Source organism: Halalkalibaculum sp. DA3122 (genome assembly GCF_043951865.1).
Taxonomy (GTDB): Bacteria; Bacteroidota; Rhodothermia; order Balneolales; family Balneolaceae; genus JAMQKA01.
In genome coordinates this window covers 13,362-27,945 of sequence record NZ_JBINJF010000032.1, presented here as the reverse complement: position 1 = coordinate 27,945, position 14,584 = coordinate 13,362, and the positions used below count along the sequence as shown (strand labels likewise).

17 protein-coding genes are annotated in these 14,584 nt (G+C 45.3%); 7 read left to right on the top strand and 10 right to left on the bottom strand.

Annotated features, from left to right (window positions below; genetic code table 11):
- The first annotated feature begins 115 nt into the window (after positions 1 to 115).
- The 3 genes from ACG2F4_RS16450 (at position 116) to katG (ending at position 3,934) form a co-directional block, all read left to right on the top strand.
- Positions 116 to 721 (top strand): DUF1080 domain-containing protein, encoded by a 606-nt coding sequence (locus ACG2F4_RS16450; RefSeq protein ID WP_395261983.1) that lies wholly within the window; start codon positions 116 to 118, stop codon positions 719 to 721.
- A 312-nt stretch (positions 722 to 1,033) separates the two neighbouring features.
- Positions 1,034 to 1,396 (top strand): nuclear transport factor 2 family protein, encoded by a 363-nt coding sequence (locus ACG2F4_RS16445; protein ID WP_395261982.1) that lies wholly within the window; start codon positions 1,034 to 1,036, stop codon positions 1,394 to 1,396.
- Between the two features lie 312 nt (positions 1,397 to 1,708).
- A complete protein-coding gene (gene katG / locus ACG2F4_RS16440; protein ID WP_395261980.1) occupies positions 1,709 to 3,934 on the top strand; it encodes a catalase/peroxidase HPI in 2,226 nt (741 codons plus the stop codon).
- Positions 3,935 to 4,069: 135 nt separating this feature from the next.
- Here the strand turns inward: katG and ACG2F4_RS16435 are convergent, their stop codons facing one another.
- From ACG2F4_RS16435 to ACG2F4_RS16390, 10 genes are all read right to left on the bottom strand, one after another.
- Positions 4,070 to 4,690 carry a class I SAM-dependent methyltransferase gene (locus tag ACG2F4_RS16435; protein ID WP_395261979.1) on the bottom strand — a complete coding sequence of 207 codons (621 nt, stop codon included), beginning with the start codon at positions 4,688 to 4,690 and terminating at the stop codon, positions 4,070 to 4,072.
- Positions 4,691 to 5,180: 490 nt separating this feature from the next.
- The gene (locus tag ACG2F4_RS16430; protein WP_395261978.1) at positions 5,181 to 5,858 is read right to left on the bottom strand and encodes an ABC transporter ATP-binding protein; all 678 of its coding nucleotides are present in this window, start codon (positions 5,856 to 5,858) and stop codon (positions 5,181 to 5,183) included.
- A gap of 2 nt (positions 5,859 to 5,860) precedes the next feature.
- On the bottom strand, positions 5,861 to 7,117 hold the full coding sequence (locus tag ACG2F4_RS16425) for an ABC transporter permease (RefSeq protein ID WP_395261977.1): 1,257 nt from the start codon (positions 7,115 to 7,117) through the stop codon (positions 5,861 to 5,863).
- On the bottom strand, positions 7,114 to 8,208 hold the full coding sequence (locus ACG2F4_RS16420) for an efflux RND transporter periplasmic adaptor subunit (RefSeq protein WP_395261976.1): 1,095 nt from the start codon (positions 8,206 to 8,208) through the stop codon (positions 7,114 to 7,116). Before ACG2F4_RS16420 ends, ACG2F4_RS16425 begins: the two co-directional genes overlap by 4 nt.
- Before the next feature lie 4 nt (positions 8,209 to 8,212).
- Positions 8,213 to 9,544: a TolC family protein gene (locus ACG2F4_RS16415; protein WP_395261975.1), complete on the bottom strand. Its 1,332-nt coding sequence runs from the start codon at positions 9,542 to 9,544 to the stop codon at positions 8,213 to 8,215.
- Entirely contained in the window at positions 9,541 to 9,954 is a 414-nt protein-coding gene (locus tag ACG2F4_RS16410; RefSeq protein WP_395261974.1) for a DUF2147 domain-containing protein, read from the bottom strand. The genes ACG2F4_RS16415 and ACG2F4_RS16410 overlap by 4 nt, the downstream gene beginning before the upstream one ends.
- A gap of 183 nt (positions 9,955 to 10,137) precedes the next feature.
- Positions 10,138 to 10,905: a LytR/AlgR family response regulator transcription factor gene (locus ACG2F4_RS16405; RefSeq protein WP_395261973.1), complete on the bottom strand. Its 768-nt coding sequence runs from the start codon at positions 10,903 to 10,905 to the stop codon at positions 10,138 to 10,140.
- Positions 10,906 to 10,907: 2 nt separating this feature from the next.
- Positions 10,908 to 11,894 carry a sensor histidine kinase gene (locus ACG2F4_RS16400; protein ID WP_395261972.1) on the bottom strand — a complete coding sequence of 329 codons (987 nt, stop codon included), beginning with the start codon at positions 11,892 to 11,894 and terminating at the stop codon, positions 10,908 to 10,910.
- 250 nt (positions 11,895 to 12,144) lie between these two features.
- Entirely contained in the window at positions 12,145 to 12,447 is a 303-nt protein-coding gene (locus ACG2F4_RS16395; RefSeq protein ID WP_395261971.1) for a type II toxin-antitoxin system RelE/ParE family toxin, read from the bottom strand.
- Entirely contained in the window at positions 12,448 to 12,732 is a 285-nt protein-coding gene (locus ACG2F4_RS16390) for a type II toxin-antitoxin system Phd/YefM family antitoxin (protein ID WP_395261970.1), read from the bottom strand.
- A 305-nt stretch (positions 12,733 to 13,037) separates the two neighbouring features.
- On the opposite strand from ACG2F4_RS16390, the gene ACG2F4_RS16385 reads away from it, so the two are divergent.
- From ACG2F4_RS16385 to ACG2F4_RS16370, 4 genes are all read left to right on the top strand, one after another.
- Positions 13,038 to 13,259 (top strand): AbrB/MazE/SpoVT family DNA-binding domain-containing protein, encoded by a 222-nt coding sequence (locus ACG2F4_RS16385; protein WP_395261969.1) that lies wholly within the window; start codon positions 13,038 to 13,040, stop codon positions 13,257 to 13,259.
- Positions 13,256 to 13,645: a type II toxin-antitoxin system death-on-curing family toxin gene (locus ACG2F4_RS16380; protein ID WP_395261968.1), complete on the top strand. Its 390-nt coding sequence runs from the start codon at positions 13,256 to 13,258 to the stop codon at positions 13,643 to 13,645. Before ACG2F4_RS16385 ends, ACG2F4_RS16380 begins: the two co-directional genes overlap by 4 nt.
- A gap of 212 nt (positions 13,646 to 13,857) precedes the next feature.
- A complete protein-coding gene (locus ACG2F4_RS16375; protein WP_073067995.1) occupies positions 13,858 to 14,055 on the top strand; it encodes a type II toxin-antitoxin system VapB family antitoxin in 198 nt (65 codons plus the stop codon).
- Entirely contained in the window at positions 14,052 to 14,444 is a 393-nt protein-coding gene (locus tag ACG2F4_RS16370) for a PIN domain nuclease (protein WP_395261967.1), read from the top strand. Before ACG2F4_RS16375 ends, ACG2F4_RS16370 begins: the two co-directional genes overlap by 4 nt.
- Positions 14,445 to 14,584: the final 140 nt, after the last annotated feature.

Sequence of the window (14,584 nt, the reverse complement as noted above, 5' to 3'; positions counted from 1 at the left end):
TGTGGCAGTACAAGATATGGATACTGAAATTTCGGAGAGTGTATATCACGTTAATTATAAATTATTTGGGATCATTATGAACAACTACGCTAAAATAACGGGACTGTTTATTTGCATGATGGGTTTACTGGCAACCGGTTTTACGACACAGGCGGTTGCCCAGTCCGATAACGGCTGGATCTCCCTGTTTGACGGTCATACGCTGGATGGATGGAAAGCCAGTGAAAATCCCGAAACATTTTCCGTGAAGGAGGGCCGAATCGTTGTAGACGGGCCGCGGGCCCACCTGTTTTACCAGGGTCCGGTCAACGATCACAATTTCAGGGACTTTGAATTCAAGGCCGATGTGATGACAACCGAGGGTTCCAATTCCGGTATTTTCTTCCACACACAGTACCAGGAAGAGGGCTGGCCCTCCAAGGGATACGAGGCGCAGATCAATAACAGCTACGATAAAGATCCGCGAAGAACGGCCAGTCTCTATGGTGTAGACGATATCAAGGAGACCCCGTTCCCGGATAATGAGTGGTTTACCATGCATATTACGGTTGAGGGGAATCGCATTGTCATAAAAGTGGATGGGAAGACGATGGTCGACTACACGGAACCTGAAAATGTGGATCGCGGTGAAAATGTCCTCTCCAGTGGAACCTTTGCCCTGCAGGGACACGACCCCGGCAGCCTTGTTTATTTTAAGAATATCCGGGTGAAACCACTTTAATCTTTAGTCCGGTTATATGGGAATGCGGACTTACTAAACAGGTTTGCCTGGCCTGCTTGTGGTTTATCGGAGGGAACAGGGGGGAGCGGGCTGCTGCACCGGAGGTTACAGAAGGTGTTGATGAGGTGTGTTCAAAAACGTGTGAACCCCTGGCCTATCTCAAGGTGTGCAACTCAATTGACTCTATTTCTGGCAAGTAAATCTGGTACCCACGCCAACTATTTCTAAAAAAATCAGAAATCGCAAACGATTTTTTCTTCTGGCTGGTTATATGACCTGCACTAATCGTTTAACATTAAATAGTTATACATTATGAGTTATTTTGACAAAATTAATGACATCTATAATCATATTGCGCAGGGCACAGCCATGGAGGCGTTCGAAGAGTATTACGCCGACGATGTGGTCATGGTATTGGAAGATGGTACCGAGGTGGAAGGGAAAGATGCCAACCGTGAACGTGAAAACGAATTCTTCGGGAGCGTAGAAGAATTTCACGGCATCGAAGTGGTGGGTATCACCTCCAACGAAGAGGATGGAGTCACCAGTGTTGAATCGAATATGACCGTTACGTTCGAGGGGAGCGACGATCCCGTCACTATCGAGCAGGTCGCTGTACAGCACTGGGAGGACGACGAAATTGCCCGGGAGCGTTTTTACGGTACGCAAAATTAGAAAACGGTGCAATCGGGTAAACCCGCAAAGCCCTCCTTTGTGAGGGCTTTGCTATTTAGCCTGTACTCTTCTCGTGAGAAGTCCGGGATACGCTCCTTTCCATAAACATACATTGGCCCTGCCACTTGTCTCAAAAAAAATCAAAAATCCTGCGCTGCTGGCCGCATTGATCGATTTTATTGGGAGATGTACACCGCATATAATTAACTCTAATATCGCTGATAGTATTTTTCTATCAGGAAACAATTTATATGAATCAATGATTTGGTTAGATTGGAATTGATAATAAGAAACTGATAAACCAATCGTCGTATGGATAAAGAGAAAACTCAGAATAGATCAAATGGTAATGAAAGCAAATGTCCCTTTCATAACGGGGGCTCAAATGAAACCGCTGCCAGTGGTTCAAAGCTCGATAAATGGTGGCCTGATCGGTTAAATCTGGATATGCTGCGCCAGCATTCGTCGAAAGGTACTCCGATGGATGAGGATTTTGACTATGCGGAAGAATTCCAAAAGCTCGATTTTGAAGCTGTAAAGCAGGATCTCCATGATCTGATGACTGACTCCAAAGATTGGTGGCCTGCAGACTGGGGGCACTATGGCGGACTCTTTATCAGAATGTCGTGGCATGCTGCCGGCACGTACCGTGTTTCTGACGGTCGGGGTGGAACTGCCGGTGGGCAACAACGTTTTGCCCCCCTGAACAGCTGGCCCGATAATGCCAACCTGGATAAAGCGCGTCGCCTGCTTTGGCCAATCAAGAAAAAGTATGGTCGAAAATTATCATGGGCTGATTTGTTAGTGCTGGCCGGTAACGTAGCGATGGAGTCGATGGGTTTTGAGACATTCGGTTTTGCCGGTGGACGCGAAGACGACTGGGAGCCTGATACTTCTGTCAACTGGGGTTCCGAAGAAGAGTGGCTGGGCGATGAGCGTCACGATGAAGAAGGTAATCTTAAAGGACCACTTGCCGCGGACCACATGGGGTTGATCTATGTGAATCCGGAGGGACCCAATGGAGAGCCGGACCCCGAAAAATCAGCTCATTTTATTCGTCAGTCGTTTGCACGCATGGCCATGAATGACGAAGAAACCGTTGCCCTTATTGCCGGAGGGCACACCTTTGGCAAAACGCACGGGGCCGGACCGCTGGAACATAAAGGACCGGAACCTGAAGCGGCTGATATTGAAGAGCAGGGCTTCGGCTGGATTAGCGATTACGGTTCAGGAAAAGGCGGAGATACCATCACCGACGGTGAAGAAGGCGCATGGACCAATAATCCCATCCAGTGGGATATGGGCTTTTTTGAGAATCTTTTTGAGTATGAGTGGGAGCTGACTAAGAGTCCTGCCGGATCTTACCAGTGGCAGCCAAAGGATGAAGCGGGCGATGGCACCGTACCCGATGCTCACGATCCGGACAAGAAAAATCCGCCAATGATGCTGACCACGGATCTTGCCCTGAAAGTAGATCCGGAGTATCGAAAAATTTCCAGGCGATTCTATGAAAATCCCGATGAATTTGCGGATGCCTATGCCCGGGCATGGTTCAAGCTCATTCACCGCGATATGGGACCCAAATCTCGTTATCTAGGACCGGAAGTCCCCGAGGAAGATCTGTTATGGCAAGATCCCATCCCTGAGGTTGATTATGAACTGATCGATGAAAAGGATATCGAAGAACTTAAAGCGAAAATTCTCAATACCGATCTGACTGTGTCCCGGCTTGTTAAAACAGCATGGGCTTCGGCTTCAACCTATCGCGATTCTGACAAGCGAGGCGGTGCCAACGGTGCCCGCATTCGACTTGCTCCACAGAAAGATTGGGAAGTCAACAATCCTGAACAACTAGCCGAAGCAATTGAAGTGCTCGAGGGTATTCAGGAGGAATTCAACAACGGACAATCGGGAAATAAGCGCGTTTCTCTTGCGGACCTGATCGTTCTCGGTGGCGCAGCTGCTGTCGAAAAGGCTGCAAAAGACGCCGGTCATGATGTTGAAGTTCCTTTTACACCGGGACGCAATGATGCCACGGCAGAGCAAACAGATGAGGAATCATTTGAATGGCTCAAGCCCAATGCTGACGGATTCCGCAACTACTACAATGCGGAGTGCAATGCAAGGCCGGAAGAAATGCTGGTTGACAAGGCGCAGTTGCTATCGCTTACGCCTCCTGAAATGACGGTTCTTGTTGGCGGAATGCGCGCACTTAAGGCCAATTACGATGATTCCGATTATGGAGTCTTTACCGACCGGCCGGAAACGCTGACCAACGATTTCTTCGTGAATCTGCTCGATATGGATTACGCCTGGGAAGCGACTTCGGATGACAAACTACGCTTTGAAGCTCGAGATCGTGATACCGGTGACGTCAAGTGGAACGCCACTCGTGTTGACTTGATCTTTGGTTCACACTCAGAGTTGCGGGCACTTTCTGAAGCGTATGCGGCCGATGATGCCGAAGAGAAGTTCGTTAACGACTTCGTTGATGCATGGACCAAAGTGATGCAACTGGATCGTTTCGACCTGAAGTAAACTTCTCCAACACAGATGGTTCTCTTCCGGAACCGGAAGTGGTTAACAGTTCTAAATTGCAAAAGGCAGCCTGTTTTCAGGCTGCCTTTTTATTTGTCTTTATTTAACACCTTTCGCCAATTACATAAATACTATTTATTCCTTTTGTGCAACCATTAGGAAAACAGGAAATGTTTTAGTTTCGCCCTGTTCATTAATCTCTTTCTCCATCCTATAGGCTGTTTTAAAGGAGATATCAGTAAAACCTTGTTTTTCCACCAATCGCGCCAGATCCTCCCGATCAAATCCTTTATGGACATTATCAACATCATGACCGTGAAAAGAACCGTCCTCTTTATCGAGATCGGCAACGCACAGATATCCGCCGGGATTCAGCAACTCATAGAATTGATTCAGGATTAATTGGGTTTCCGGGATGTGGTGAAGCGTCATCATGGTATAAACCAGGTCAAATTGCTCGCTGGGAAGCGGGTCTTTTGTTAGATCAAGTTTGACCGGATTCATATCCTCGGCCGACTCAGCCTTTATTTTATCGCGCAGTACGTCCAACATTCCTGTCGAGCTATCGGCCAGGGTAATGGAACCGATTTCATCACGAAGCTCAAAACTGAGCTGTCCGGTTCCGCAGCCGTACTCAAAAGCAGACATTTCTTTGGAAAGCGGGATGTGTGCCTTGATCGCATCTGCAATATTTTCTGCGCGTTCCTGGCTTTCGGGGGTGTCCCAGTCTTTGGCTTCCTCATCAAATCGTGACATAGATATTTTTCAGTGTATTAAGTTTCGTGGAATTTACAGATATCGAACACCCTCATGTTATCTTTAATTCCGTAATAAAACTCTGGATCTCCTACAAATACGACCAAAAGACTTAATTACACTGGAAAGGCGATTTAGAGGACATGTGGACTGATGAGAACTGATTTTAGTAGCGACCAGTATATGGATTGATTATTTCAGCGGCGTAGAAAACAAGCAAACCGAAAGTCTCGATCATATCCTTTCCGGGCAACCCAGTTCATCATCTTTATACGTTGAGTGCGCGATTACCACCTTTAACGTAGCAGACGGGACAATTTCGTAGCCCGCTGCAAACTGTTATAGCATGTTCAGTTTTAAAAACAATGTAACTCACTGTATATCAAAGCATTATGAGAAATACAGGTTAGAGTTCTTACATTCAAATTACGTTGACTCCAGCGAGACATAATATGTTGTAAACATTTACAGCACTTAGCAATCAAAGTAGTTACCGATACAACTCCCCGTCCGACAGTTCAATCACCCGGTCACAGTTGTCGGCGAAATCATCATCATGGGTTACGGCAATTATCGTCTGCCCCCGGTCTCTGGCAAGTTGACGAAATATGTCAAAGACGATGTTGGTATTTTCTGAGTCAAGGTTGCCAGTGGGTTCATCTCCCATGATAATAGCGGGCTCGTTAATGAGTGCGCGGGCAATGGCTACCCGCTGCTGCTGTCCGCCGGATAGCTTGCTGGCCAATTTGAACGCCTGGTCCTTGATCCCCAAGAGGTTCAAGTTTTCGAGGGCCTCTTCCCGAATTTGCTCCTCCGGTTTCTGCTTCAATTTCAGGGCAGGCAGCATCACATTATCCAGGGCCGAAAATTCTGGTAGCAGGTAATGGAACTGGAATACAAAACCGATATTCCGGTTACGAAATGCAGCCAGCTCATTTTGGTTTTTCCCCTTTAGCATCGTTCCGTTGATCGAAATGGATCCGTCATAATCGGTATCCATAGTGGAAAGCACATACAGTAGAGTCGACTTACCCGAACCCGATTTGCCAATCAATGCCAGGAATTCGCCCTGCTTCACATTGAAGCTGATGTCTTTTAGTACCTGGAATTTTTTGGGTTCGTAAAAAAACTTGGAGATATGTTGGGCCGATAGCGCGTAATTATTCATGGTTATCCTCTTATAATTTCTACAGGGTCAATCTTGGAGGCTTTCCGCGCCGGCAGGTAGCCTGCTATAAATGTGGTGATGAGTCCGAACATGAAGGCCAGCCCGTAATCGTCGAGGTTGTAGGTCATCGGCAGCACCTCCAGGCCGGCTACATTAAACGGGATGTTGTTAATCAGCCTGGAAACTACATACCCAAAAGCCATGCCGACGACTCCGCCCAACAAACCGATAATCACAGACTGGGTTAGGAATATTTCTACAATATCGTCACCGTCAAATCCCATCGCTTTTAAGATGGCGATCTCTTTAATCTTCTCGTTCACGGTCATATTCATGATGTTATAGATACCGAAGCCGGCAACCAGCAAAATAGTCAGCGAAACAGCTATTCCGAGAATATCCCGCAATTCACTACCTGCTTCCAACTGGCCGCTGGCTTCCATCCAGGGTTCCACCTTGTAGGGTATCACCCGGGAGAGGGTAGCCGCCGTCTGTTCCGCTTCATTGAAATCCCGGACGTTTACCTGTATGTCGGTTACATAGCTCATGTTTTCGGAGAGCAGCTGGCGGGCAGATGAGATTCGTATATACCCCTTGGAATTGTCCACACTTGTCAGGGAGGTTTCCAACAACCCTACAATCTCATAGCTTTTGGATAAGCCGTCAGCAGTGGTCACCTGAACGCGATCCCCCATATTTAGACTCAGCTTGCGAGCCAGGCCTTTGCCAAGTACAATGCCATTGCTGCGCGTAGAAAGATTTTCCCATGAGCCGCTGGTGACATATTTTGAAGTATCGAACAGTTTGTCCTCGCTTGCTACATCCACTCCCGATAACTGCCCGTTCACTTGTATGGCACCATTCCGATAGAAGATATTGATGTTTACCTGTTTTGAAACCGCCTTCACTTCCGGTTGCCGCTCGACCGCCCTGACGTATTGGTCAGCATTTTGGATGCCTTCAGTATACTTGATGACCCGTGGATTCCGAATATTTACTGCCATAGTTTTTTCCGAGGCCATCTCCAGCAGGTTGGTTTTATCCTCAGGCAGATCGTTGTATATGCGGATGTGAGCCATGGTGCTAAAGGCCAGTTCAGTCTGTGTATCGTTCACACCGTTGAGAAATCCATTCAAGAAAATGTACATGGATATCCCGAAGGTCACACTCAATACCGCTACCAGTAACTGCTTTAGTCTAGAGGTTAGGTGCACTAGAGCAATCTTCGCGTTGGTAGAATTTAGGGGAAACAATTTCATAGCTTAAGCATTATGGTGTTCGTAGTATCAATGCCGTCCATAATCTCAACCCATTCGGTATTTTTGATGCCTGTTTTAACAGGAATTTTATTACCTGTTCGGTTTAAAACAGTATCTCCTTCCATCAAATAGACGGTTGGAATTACCAGGACGTCCTCTTTTTGCTGGATGATAATGTTGGCCTGCAGTTGAGTGCCGGGGAACAGCGTTTGAAGATCATCAGAAAACTGGGCTTCCACGATAAATGATTGTTCTTGCTCATTAAACGCAGGATATATTTTACTGATGATAGCCTTGTAGGTCCGGTCGGGATGGGTATTCAGGGAGATGACCGCTTCCTGTCCCAGCGCAATGTCGTCGATATCTTCCTCAGCTATATAGAGTTTGATGAGTGTTTCTCCTCCACCGATTTGTGCAATCGCTTCACCGCGGCGCACCAGTTCGCCTTGACTCTTGAAAACATTCAGTACCTGTCCGTTGGTAGAAGCGCTGAGAATATAATCATGAGTGCTTTCGCGCTGAATATCCAGTTGATTTTTGGCATTTAGCAGGTTTAACTCAAGGGCGTATTGCAGATCGGCCAGTGACTTTTCGAGGATCTCGACGTTTTTCTTAGAGCTCTCATATTGAAGCTGTGCTTTCTCGTACTCAAGTTGAGATACGGCTTCGGTAGTTACGAGCTCGGCATAGCGATCAAGGTTTTTCCGGTCCAGCTCCAATTGTTTTTGCGCCTGCTCCACTTGCAATTTCGCTTGCTGCAGTTCAGGGGAATCGGCTTGAGCCTTGCGTTTGGCATCCCGGTAATTGGCCTCGGCAATCTCCAGATTGGCCGACTGCACGTCGCTGGAAAGTTGAAATAGCGGCATTCCCGAGGTGACCGAGTCACCTTCTTGTACGTAGGATTGCTGCAGATACCCCTCGGCATACGAGGTCACCAGGTATTCATCCGATGTGGTAATATGACCGCTGGCAAACACCGCATCGACGATCGTTTTTCGCTCGGGTCGGGTGGTTTGGTTATCTGAACACCCGGTAAATGCGATGCTCAGGCAACAAACAAAAAGGAAGAGAAATAGTGTTGGGGTTTTCATGACTCTATTGTCTTGAAATGATGGTTGAATAATAACTGTACATGCTTGAAAGGGAATTCAGATAGTTGTTTTCAGCCTTCAGGTAGTCTTCAAACGTTTTGAAATAATCTGCGAGCGAAATCAGTCCCTTCTCATATTTTTGCAATGCAAGCGTACGGTTCTGATCCCAAAGCTGGTAGGTATCATATGCCGATTCAACTTGCGAAAGGCTATTACGGTAGTTACTTATCAGTAGTTGATCTTGGATTTCAGATTGAATCTGTTCCTGCTGCAGGTTTTGCTGAGCGATGGACCGCTCAATCTTCGCTACATTAACCTGATTCCATTTTGCAAATCCATTGAAGATGGGTACCGACAGGCTGAACCCGATATAACTGTATGGATTCCAGTCACTGCTTTTAAAAGAGAGGCCAAAATCATCGCGGAACTGCTGCTGGCCCCAATAAGAGGTTAATGAGAGCTTGGGCAGATAAGCCGCCTTTTGTAGACGAACATTTACCAGGGTTTGATCGGTTTGATGCATAAACAGGGCAAGCTCTTTATCAGCTTCTACCTGAGGGGATTCAGGCAGGGTGGTGGACGTAATGGCTGCCTGATCTTCAAAATGAATGCCAGCATCGGCTTCCAACCCAAGTAGTATCTTTAAGTTGGAAACAGCCTGTTCGTACATCGAGGTGCTTTCGGCGATACTCTGTGCGATGTTGTTTACGTTGATTTTGGCATGGTTTAAAGCGGAGCGATCAACCATACCTTTCTCAAATTTCTGCCGCGTCAAAAAAAGCAGGCTGTCGGCGATACTCCGATCCTTCTCACTGATCTGGAGTGCTTTCTGCGTAATAATTGCCGTGTAATAGTAGAAGGCAACCTGCTCGCTCAGATGCTGCCGGTAGAGGTCGGTCTCTGCTTCGGTAATCATGAGTTTGGCATCGGCAATCTTTGATTTCATGCGTGACTGCCAATCCAAGATGTTTTTCGAGATAGTGATGCCGGTATTATAATTGTATTCCTGCCCGAATTGGGTTTCTATCGTTTGACCGGGCTGTCCAAAGATTTCGCCTGGCAGCACCGAAGTAGGCAGGTCTCGGTTATACTGACCGGTAAACGTGCCGGAGATCGCAGGGTAGCGGCTACTCTTGGAGATGGAGACCTCCTTGCGTGCCTTCTGGTAATTCAAGTTGTAGACGTCCAGGTCAGGATTGTTTTCGAGGGCAAACTCGATGGCCTCCTGAACCGACTGCAGCTTCAATTCGTGTGGCGAATTGGGCTGCTGGGCAAGCGTTGGGAAGGCAGAAATGCAAACAAATAGCAGTGGTAATATGTGCTTAATAAATATCATAATCGGGTCCAAATTTTGCTTGAGGAGCGCAAAAACCTGGAGACCGTAATCTTTAATTCATCTTCAGTGATGAGTTCCAGGGTACATTTTACTTCTCGATCTTTCTTCGGTATGTAGAGGGATCCCTGCCATATTCCTTTATCGTAAGAGACATCTGACAAAAGAATTGTGCCCAGAGCCGATTCACGGGTTAAGTTGGAATTTGGATCCTTTGATGATGTGGTTGAGGTAGTATCATCTAACCCCTCAACCCAGACAATTTTTCCAACGTACAGCCCGGATTGCTTATATATTTCGACGTGGGCTTTCTCATTTTCGGTGATCCAGATGCCAGCAATTTGGTCGGCTGACTGCGCCAGAGATGCCTGGCTGGCTAACAGGGCAAACAAAAAGAGTAAAAATCGTTTCATGGTCATATTTGCATTAATATGTACTATTGTCCTTTATGCTTTTCTTAAAACAGAAAGCGTGTCAAACTTTGGGCAGTTTTTAATGCAAATATGAAGCGTTGTGGATCCTAAAGGAAGGAAAGAGATGCTCAATTGAACAGATTGGCAACTGAACGGTACATTCAGCCGTGTGAATTGACAGGCTTATTCCGGCTTTTCCATCCAGTCCAAAAACGGGGTAACTTTCATGCGGCTGACGACGGCTTTTTCGGGGATATCAAACGGTAGTTTGACGATTACTTTGCGCTTGAAGTAGGGGGAAATCTCCTTGATGGCATCCCGATTCACAATCATCTGCCGGTTGATACGAAAAAACTGCGCTGGATCGACAGATGATTCAATCTCCTCCAGATTTTTAAAAATGACATTCTTCTGGCCCTTAAAATTGTAGATGTTCACCATTTCATTGGTCAGATGCACAAAGGCGATATCCGATACCTGGACCGGTACCAAATTTTCTTGGTGGCGAACAAGAAATGTTTTTTGGTAGGCAAGCTCGTCCGCAAACAAGTTTTTAATGGTCTGCGCATCAGGTTCCATTCCTTTGGACAGGGACGATTTCATAGCCTCTACTTTCTCAAGCGCCTTGTGGATATCTTCTTCCTTAAATGGCTTTAAAATGTAATCAATGCCATTGCGCTTGAACGCTTTAAGTACGTGTTGGTCGTAGGCTGTACAAAAAATTACCGGGATACGAATCTCCGTTTCTTCAAAAATCTCAAAACTTTCACCGTCTGCCAGCTGGATATCCATGAATATGAGATCCAGTTTATTTTGATGCTTTTTAAGATACGTCACCGTACGTTCAATGCTCGGGCAGGTTTGGACGACCAGATAATCGGATCGCTCTTCGATGAGCTCCTTGAGCAGTTCTGCAGTCTTTTTTTCGTCTTCAACGATTAAAACATTCACAACTAAAACAGTTTTATGGTCACTGAGTATTCTTCTCCGTTTTGCCGGATCTCAACCCCGTCTGGTATCCCGATCAGATCGTAGCGTTTCTTGAGGTTTTCCTGTCCCATCCGAAAAGATTGCTGTTTCGTTTTTTTGGGCTGGTAGTTGTTTGCCACCGTGAGGCTTTTTGCATCCTCCTGAAAAATCCGGATGGTTAACGGTCGTTGCTCTGAAATGATATTGTGTTTGATACAATTTTCAACCAGCAACTGCAGAGCAAATACCGGTAGCGAATACTGAATCGATTCCGGCCGTGTATCGATGGTCACTGACAAGGCACTGTCAAAGCGCACGTTTAACAAGTAGAGATAGTTATTCAAAAAGTCGAGTTCCTCTTCCAGGGTGATCTGATGTGATTCTCGTGCCTGCAGTATCTGACGATACACATCGGACAGTTTTAACACAAACTCCTCGGATTGCTTCTTATCCGAACGGATGACCGTACGGAGGGTACTCAGCGAGTTGAACAGGAAATGGGGGTTGAGTTGCTTTTTCAACTGTTCAAGCTGTGCGCGGTAATTTTCGGATTGCAGTGCATAATTTTCGCTCCGAAGCCGTTCATTTTCCCTCACAGATCGCAGCATCTGCTGAATAGTGATAAATAATGCGGATGCCACCAGCAGTCGTAACCCAAGGCTCCACGCCGGGGGCCTGCCAGGGAAAATAATCCCGGTGAAAGACAGGATCTGCTGTATCCCGATTGCCAGTCCGATAACGGTAATATTCCCCGCTACCACTTTGAGGGAATCGATTGGCACGGCGTTGCGGGGCCATAGTTTGTCATTGATATACCATAAACCCAGTAAAATCGCAGAGGTAAACAGCCAGGTTGGTATAATGGCAACCAAGTCCCAATTTACCCGGAACAGGGAGTTGTTTAAAATATTAAGCCCCGGCAGCAGCAGGGATATAATAATGGGAAGTAGCTTATCGTGCTGTTTCTGCATCTGCCTGAGTTCGATTCTAAAACAATAAGATACATATTTAGCAGATTACCCTGGTACTGCAAATGCTTTATTATTTTTTTATCAGGGTTTAATAGATCTTAAATAAATGTTAGCCCACTAACGACATTGCGCATAAGCTGCGTGCAGGCAAACGTTGTTTTAAAATCAAAATGTACTACAGAAATTGACCAGCCGAAATCGGCAGGGTAGGGCGAGACACGTCCGCTTTATGCGCGGGTTAGAGCAACCTTTATTCAGGCTTGATCTCAGATTCGTCTTCATCTTGCCTGGCGTGGCGAATAGTCAAAATATCGATGTGATCCTGATTGATTTCATAGATGATCAAATAATTAGACTGAACTACAAACTGTCGGACCATCTCATCATTTAGGGCTGGAACCATCTGGCCAGAGCGAGGATGTTTTTTTAAATGCTGGACACGTTTTTCAAACTCTTCGACCAGTGCCAATGCAGCATCTACATTATCTTTCGAAATGTAGTCTACTATTTCATCAATTTTTCGTTGGGAGGTAGGAGACCAGACAATACGCATTTATACTTTCCCCAACCGTTCCTTCAATGAACCTATAACTTCTTTATGGTCGGTACCTTTGCCATCTTCAATTTCTTGACGGGCTTGATTGATTTCCTGAAGCAATTCAATGGTATCGATCATTTGCTCATAATCACCCACATCAAGCAATACAGCAGAACTTTTTCCGTGCTGAGTAATAACAAGGGGACGATGTTCTGTTTTAATTTTTTCAATCATTGATGCTGCATTGGCCCGAAATTCAGAGAGTGGCTGAATGTCTTTATCAAGCTGGACACGTTTCATAACGCTATAAATTGTGTTAATAAGTGACTTTTAAATAGTACAAAGAAAAGTACAAATTAACAACGAGCGAAAGGCGAATAGGTTGCTCTAACGACCTTGCGCATAATGTGCGTGCAGCCAAGCGTTGATTTAAAAACAAAATGTACTACAGAAATTGACCAGCCCAAAATCGGCAGGGAAGGGCGAGACACGTCCGATTAATGCGCGGGTTAGGTAAACGATACTATTTGGTGAAATTTGGCGTTGAATTATTATGAAATAAATTATAACATTGTTATAACAATTAGAAATTAACGGTTACGATTATGGAAACAAAGATTAGAAAAATCGGAAATAGCTTAGGAGTAACGCTTCCGAAGCAATTGATAGATGAACTTCATCTCAAAAGTGGCGACAAATTAACCATCGAAAAAAAGGGTGCTAATTTAGAACTCAAACCAATGGACCCCGAGTTTGAAGAGTGGGCAGAAGCCTATCGCCAGGCAAACACTGACTATAAAGAAGTGTTGAAAGAACTGGCAAAATGATAAAATTTTTAGATAAAGAAACTATTCTGGCTTTCCATCAGGATCAAGTAAAAATCTATGGCGGCAAACAGGGAATTCGAGATGAGGGATTGTTAGAATCTGCACTTGCCCAACCACAGGCAAACTTTGGAGGGGAGTATGTTCATAGCAATATTTTTGAGATGGCAGCTGCCTATGGATTTCACATTTGTAAGAATCATCCATTATTCGATGGAAACAAGAGAACAGCTTTGGTAGCGATTTATACCTTTCTGTATGTTAATGGCTATCGCCTGCAAGCTGACAAAAAAGGGTTGTATGCTGTAATGATCGATTTATCAAATGGGAAACTCGAAAAAGAAGAGTTGGCAAAATTCTTGGAAGAAAATACGAAAGAAAGAAAATAGCTTCGTTTCCCTAACGACTTTGCGCATAAGGTGCGCACGAAATGATGTTGAATTGATGAATAATAGACGGAAAGCTAAAAAGCCAGAAGCTGGCAGGAGAGGGCGGAGGTGCGTTTCCTTAATGCGCTGGTTAGGTGTACAATAAAGTTAGGAATTTAGCAGTTATGTGTATAGATTTACAAAAAATACACATTAATTAAATCTATACAATTATGCGAACGAATGTAGTAATTGATGACGACTTGATGGATGAAGCCTTGAAGGTGAGTCGATTAAAAACGAAAAAGGATGCTGTGGAAGAAGGCTTGAAATTGTTAGTCCAGCGAAAAAAGCAAGAAAATATCAAAGACTTGCGCGGGAAATTGCATTGGAAAGGTGATTTAGAGGATATGAGGACTGACGAGAAGTGATTTTAGTAGATACCAGCGTATGGATTGATTATTTCAATGGCGTAGAAAATAAACAAACCGAAAGTCTTGACCGAATCCTTTCTGAGCAGTCAGTTCTCCTGGGAGATATTATTCTCACCGAAATTCTGCAAGGTTTTGACAGCGACAAAGAGTTTAGATTAGCTAAACAAGCTCTTGATCCGTTAGACTGTATTCATCTTGGAGGGAAATCACTGGCTATAAAGGCAGCATCTAATTTTCGTTTTCTTCGGTCGAAAGGTGTAACAATTAGAAAAACGGTAGATATGCTCATCGGCAGTTGGTGCATCGATCATGAAGTGGAACTGCTACATAACGATAAAGACTTCGACCAAATAGCAACTCAGCTACCTCTACAAATATACGTTTAATTGATGTTGTACACCTAACGACATTGCGCTTAAGGTGCAGGCGCCAACGTGTTGAAATTGTTTGCAAACGAAAGGTTAACTAACTAAATAAATGGCAGGCGGGCAAGAATTGGCGAGGCGTGTCCGCTTAATGCGCGGGT

Coding starts and splice junctions, on each gene's coding strand:
- ACG2F4_RS16450 (WP_395261983.1), top strand. CDS start 116: ATGATGGGTTTACTGGCAACCGGTTTTACGACACAGGCGGTTGCCCAG.
- ACG2F4_RS16445 (WP_395261982.1), top strand. CDS start 1,034: ATGAGTTATTTTGACAAAATTAATGACATCTATAATCATATTGCGCAG.
- katG (WP_395261980.1), top strand. CDS start 1,709: ATGGATAAAGAGAAAACTCAGAATAGATCAAATGGTAATGAAAGCAAA.
- ACG2F4_RS16435 (WP_395261979.1), bottom strand. CDS start 4,690: ATGTCACGATTTGATGAGGAAGCCAAAGACTGGGACACCCCCGAAAGC.
- ACG2F4_RS16430 (WP_395261978.1), bottom strand. CDS start 5,858: ATGAATAATTACGCGCTATCGGCCCAACATATCTCCAAGTTTTTTTAC.
- ACG2F4_RS16425 (WP_395261977.1), bottom strand. CDS start 7,117: ATGAAATTGTTTCCCCTAAATTCTACCAACGCGAAGATTGCTCTAGTG.
- ACG2F4_RS16420 (WP_395261976.1), bottom strand. CDS start 8,208: ATGAAAACCCCAACACTATTTCTCTTCCTTTTTGTTTGTTGCCTGAGC.
- ACG2F4_RS16415 (WP_395261975.1), bottom strand. CDS start 9,544: ATGATATTTATTAAGCACATATTACCACTGCTATTTGTTTGCATTTCT.
- ACG2F4_RS16410 (WP_395261974.1), bottom strand. CDS start 9,954: ATGAAACGATTTTTACTCTTTTTGTTTGCCCTGTTAGCCAGCCAGGCA.
- ACG2F4_RS16400 (WP_395261972.1), bottom strand. CDS start 11,894: ATGCAGAAACAGCACGATAAGCTACTTCCCATTATTATATCCCTGCTG.
- ACG2F4_RS16395 (WP_395261971.1), bottom strand. CDS start 12,447: ATGCGTATTGTCTGGTCTCCTACCTCCCAACGAAAAATTGATGAAATA.
- ACG2F4_RS16390 (WP_395261970.1), bottom strand. CDS start 12,732: ATGAAACGTGTCCAGCTTGATAAAGACATTCAGCCACTCTCTGAATTT.
- ACG2F4_RS16385 (WP_395261969.1), top strand. CDS start 13,038: ATGGAAACAAAGATTAGAAAAATCGGAAATAGCTTAGGAGTAACGCTT.
- ACG2F4_RS16380 (WP_395261968.1), top strand. CDS start 13,256: ATGATAAAATTTTTAGATAAAGAAACTATTCTGGCTTTCCATCAGGAT.
- ACG2F4_RS16375 (WP_073067995.1), top strand. CDS start 13,858: ATGCGAACGAATGTAGTAATTGATGACGACTTGATGGATGAAGCCTTG.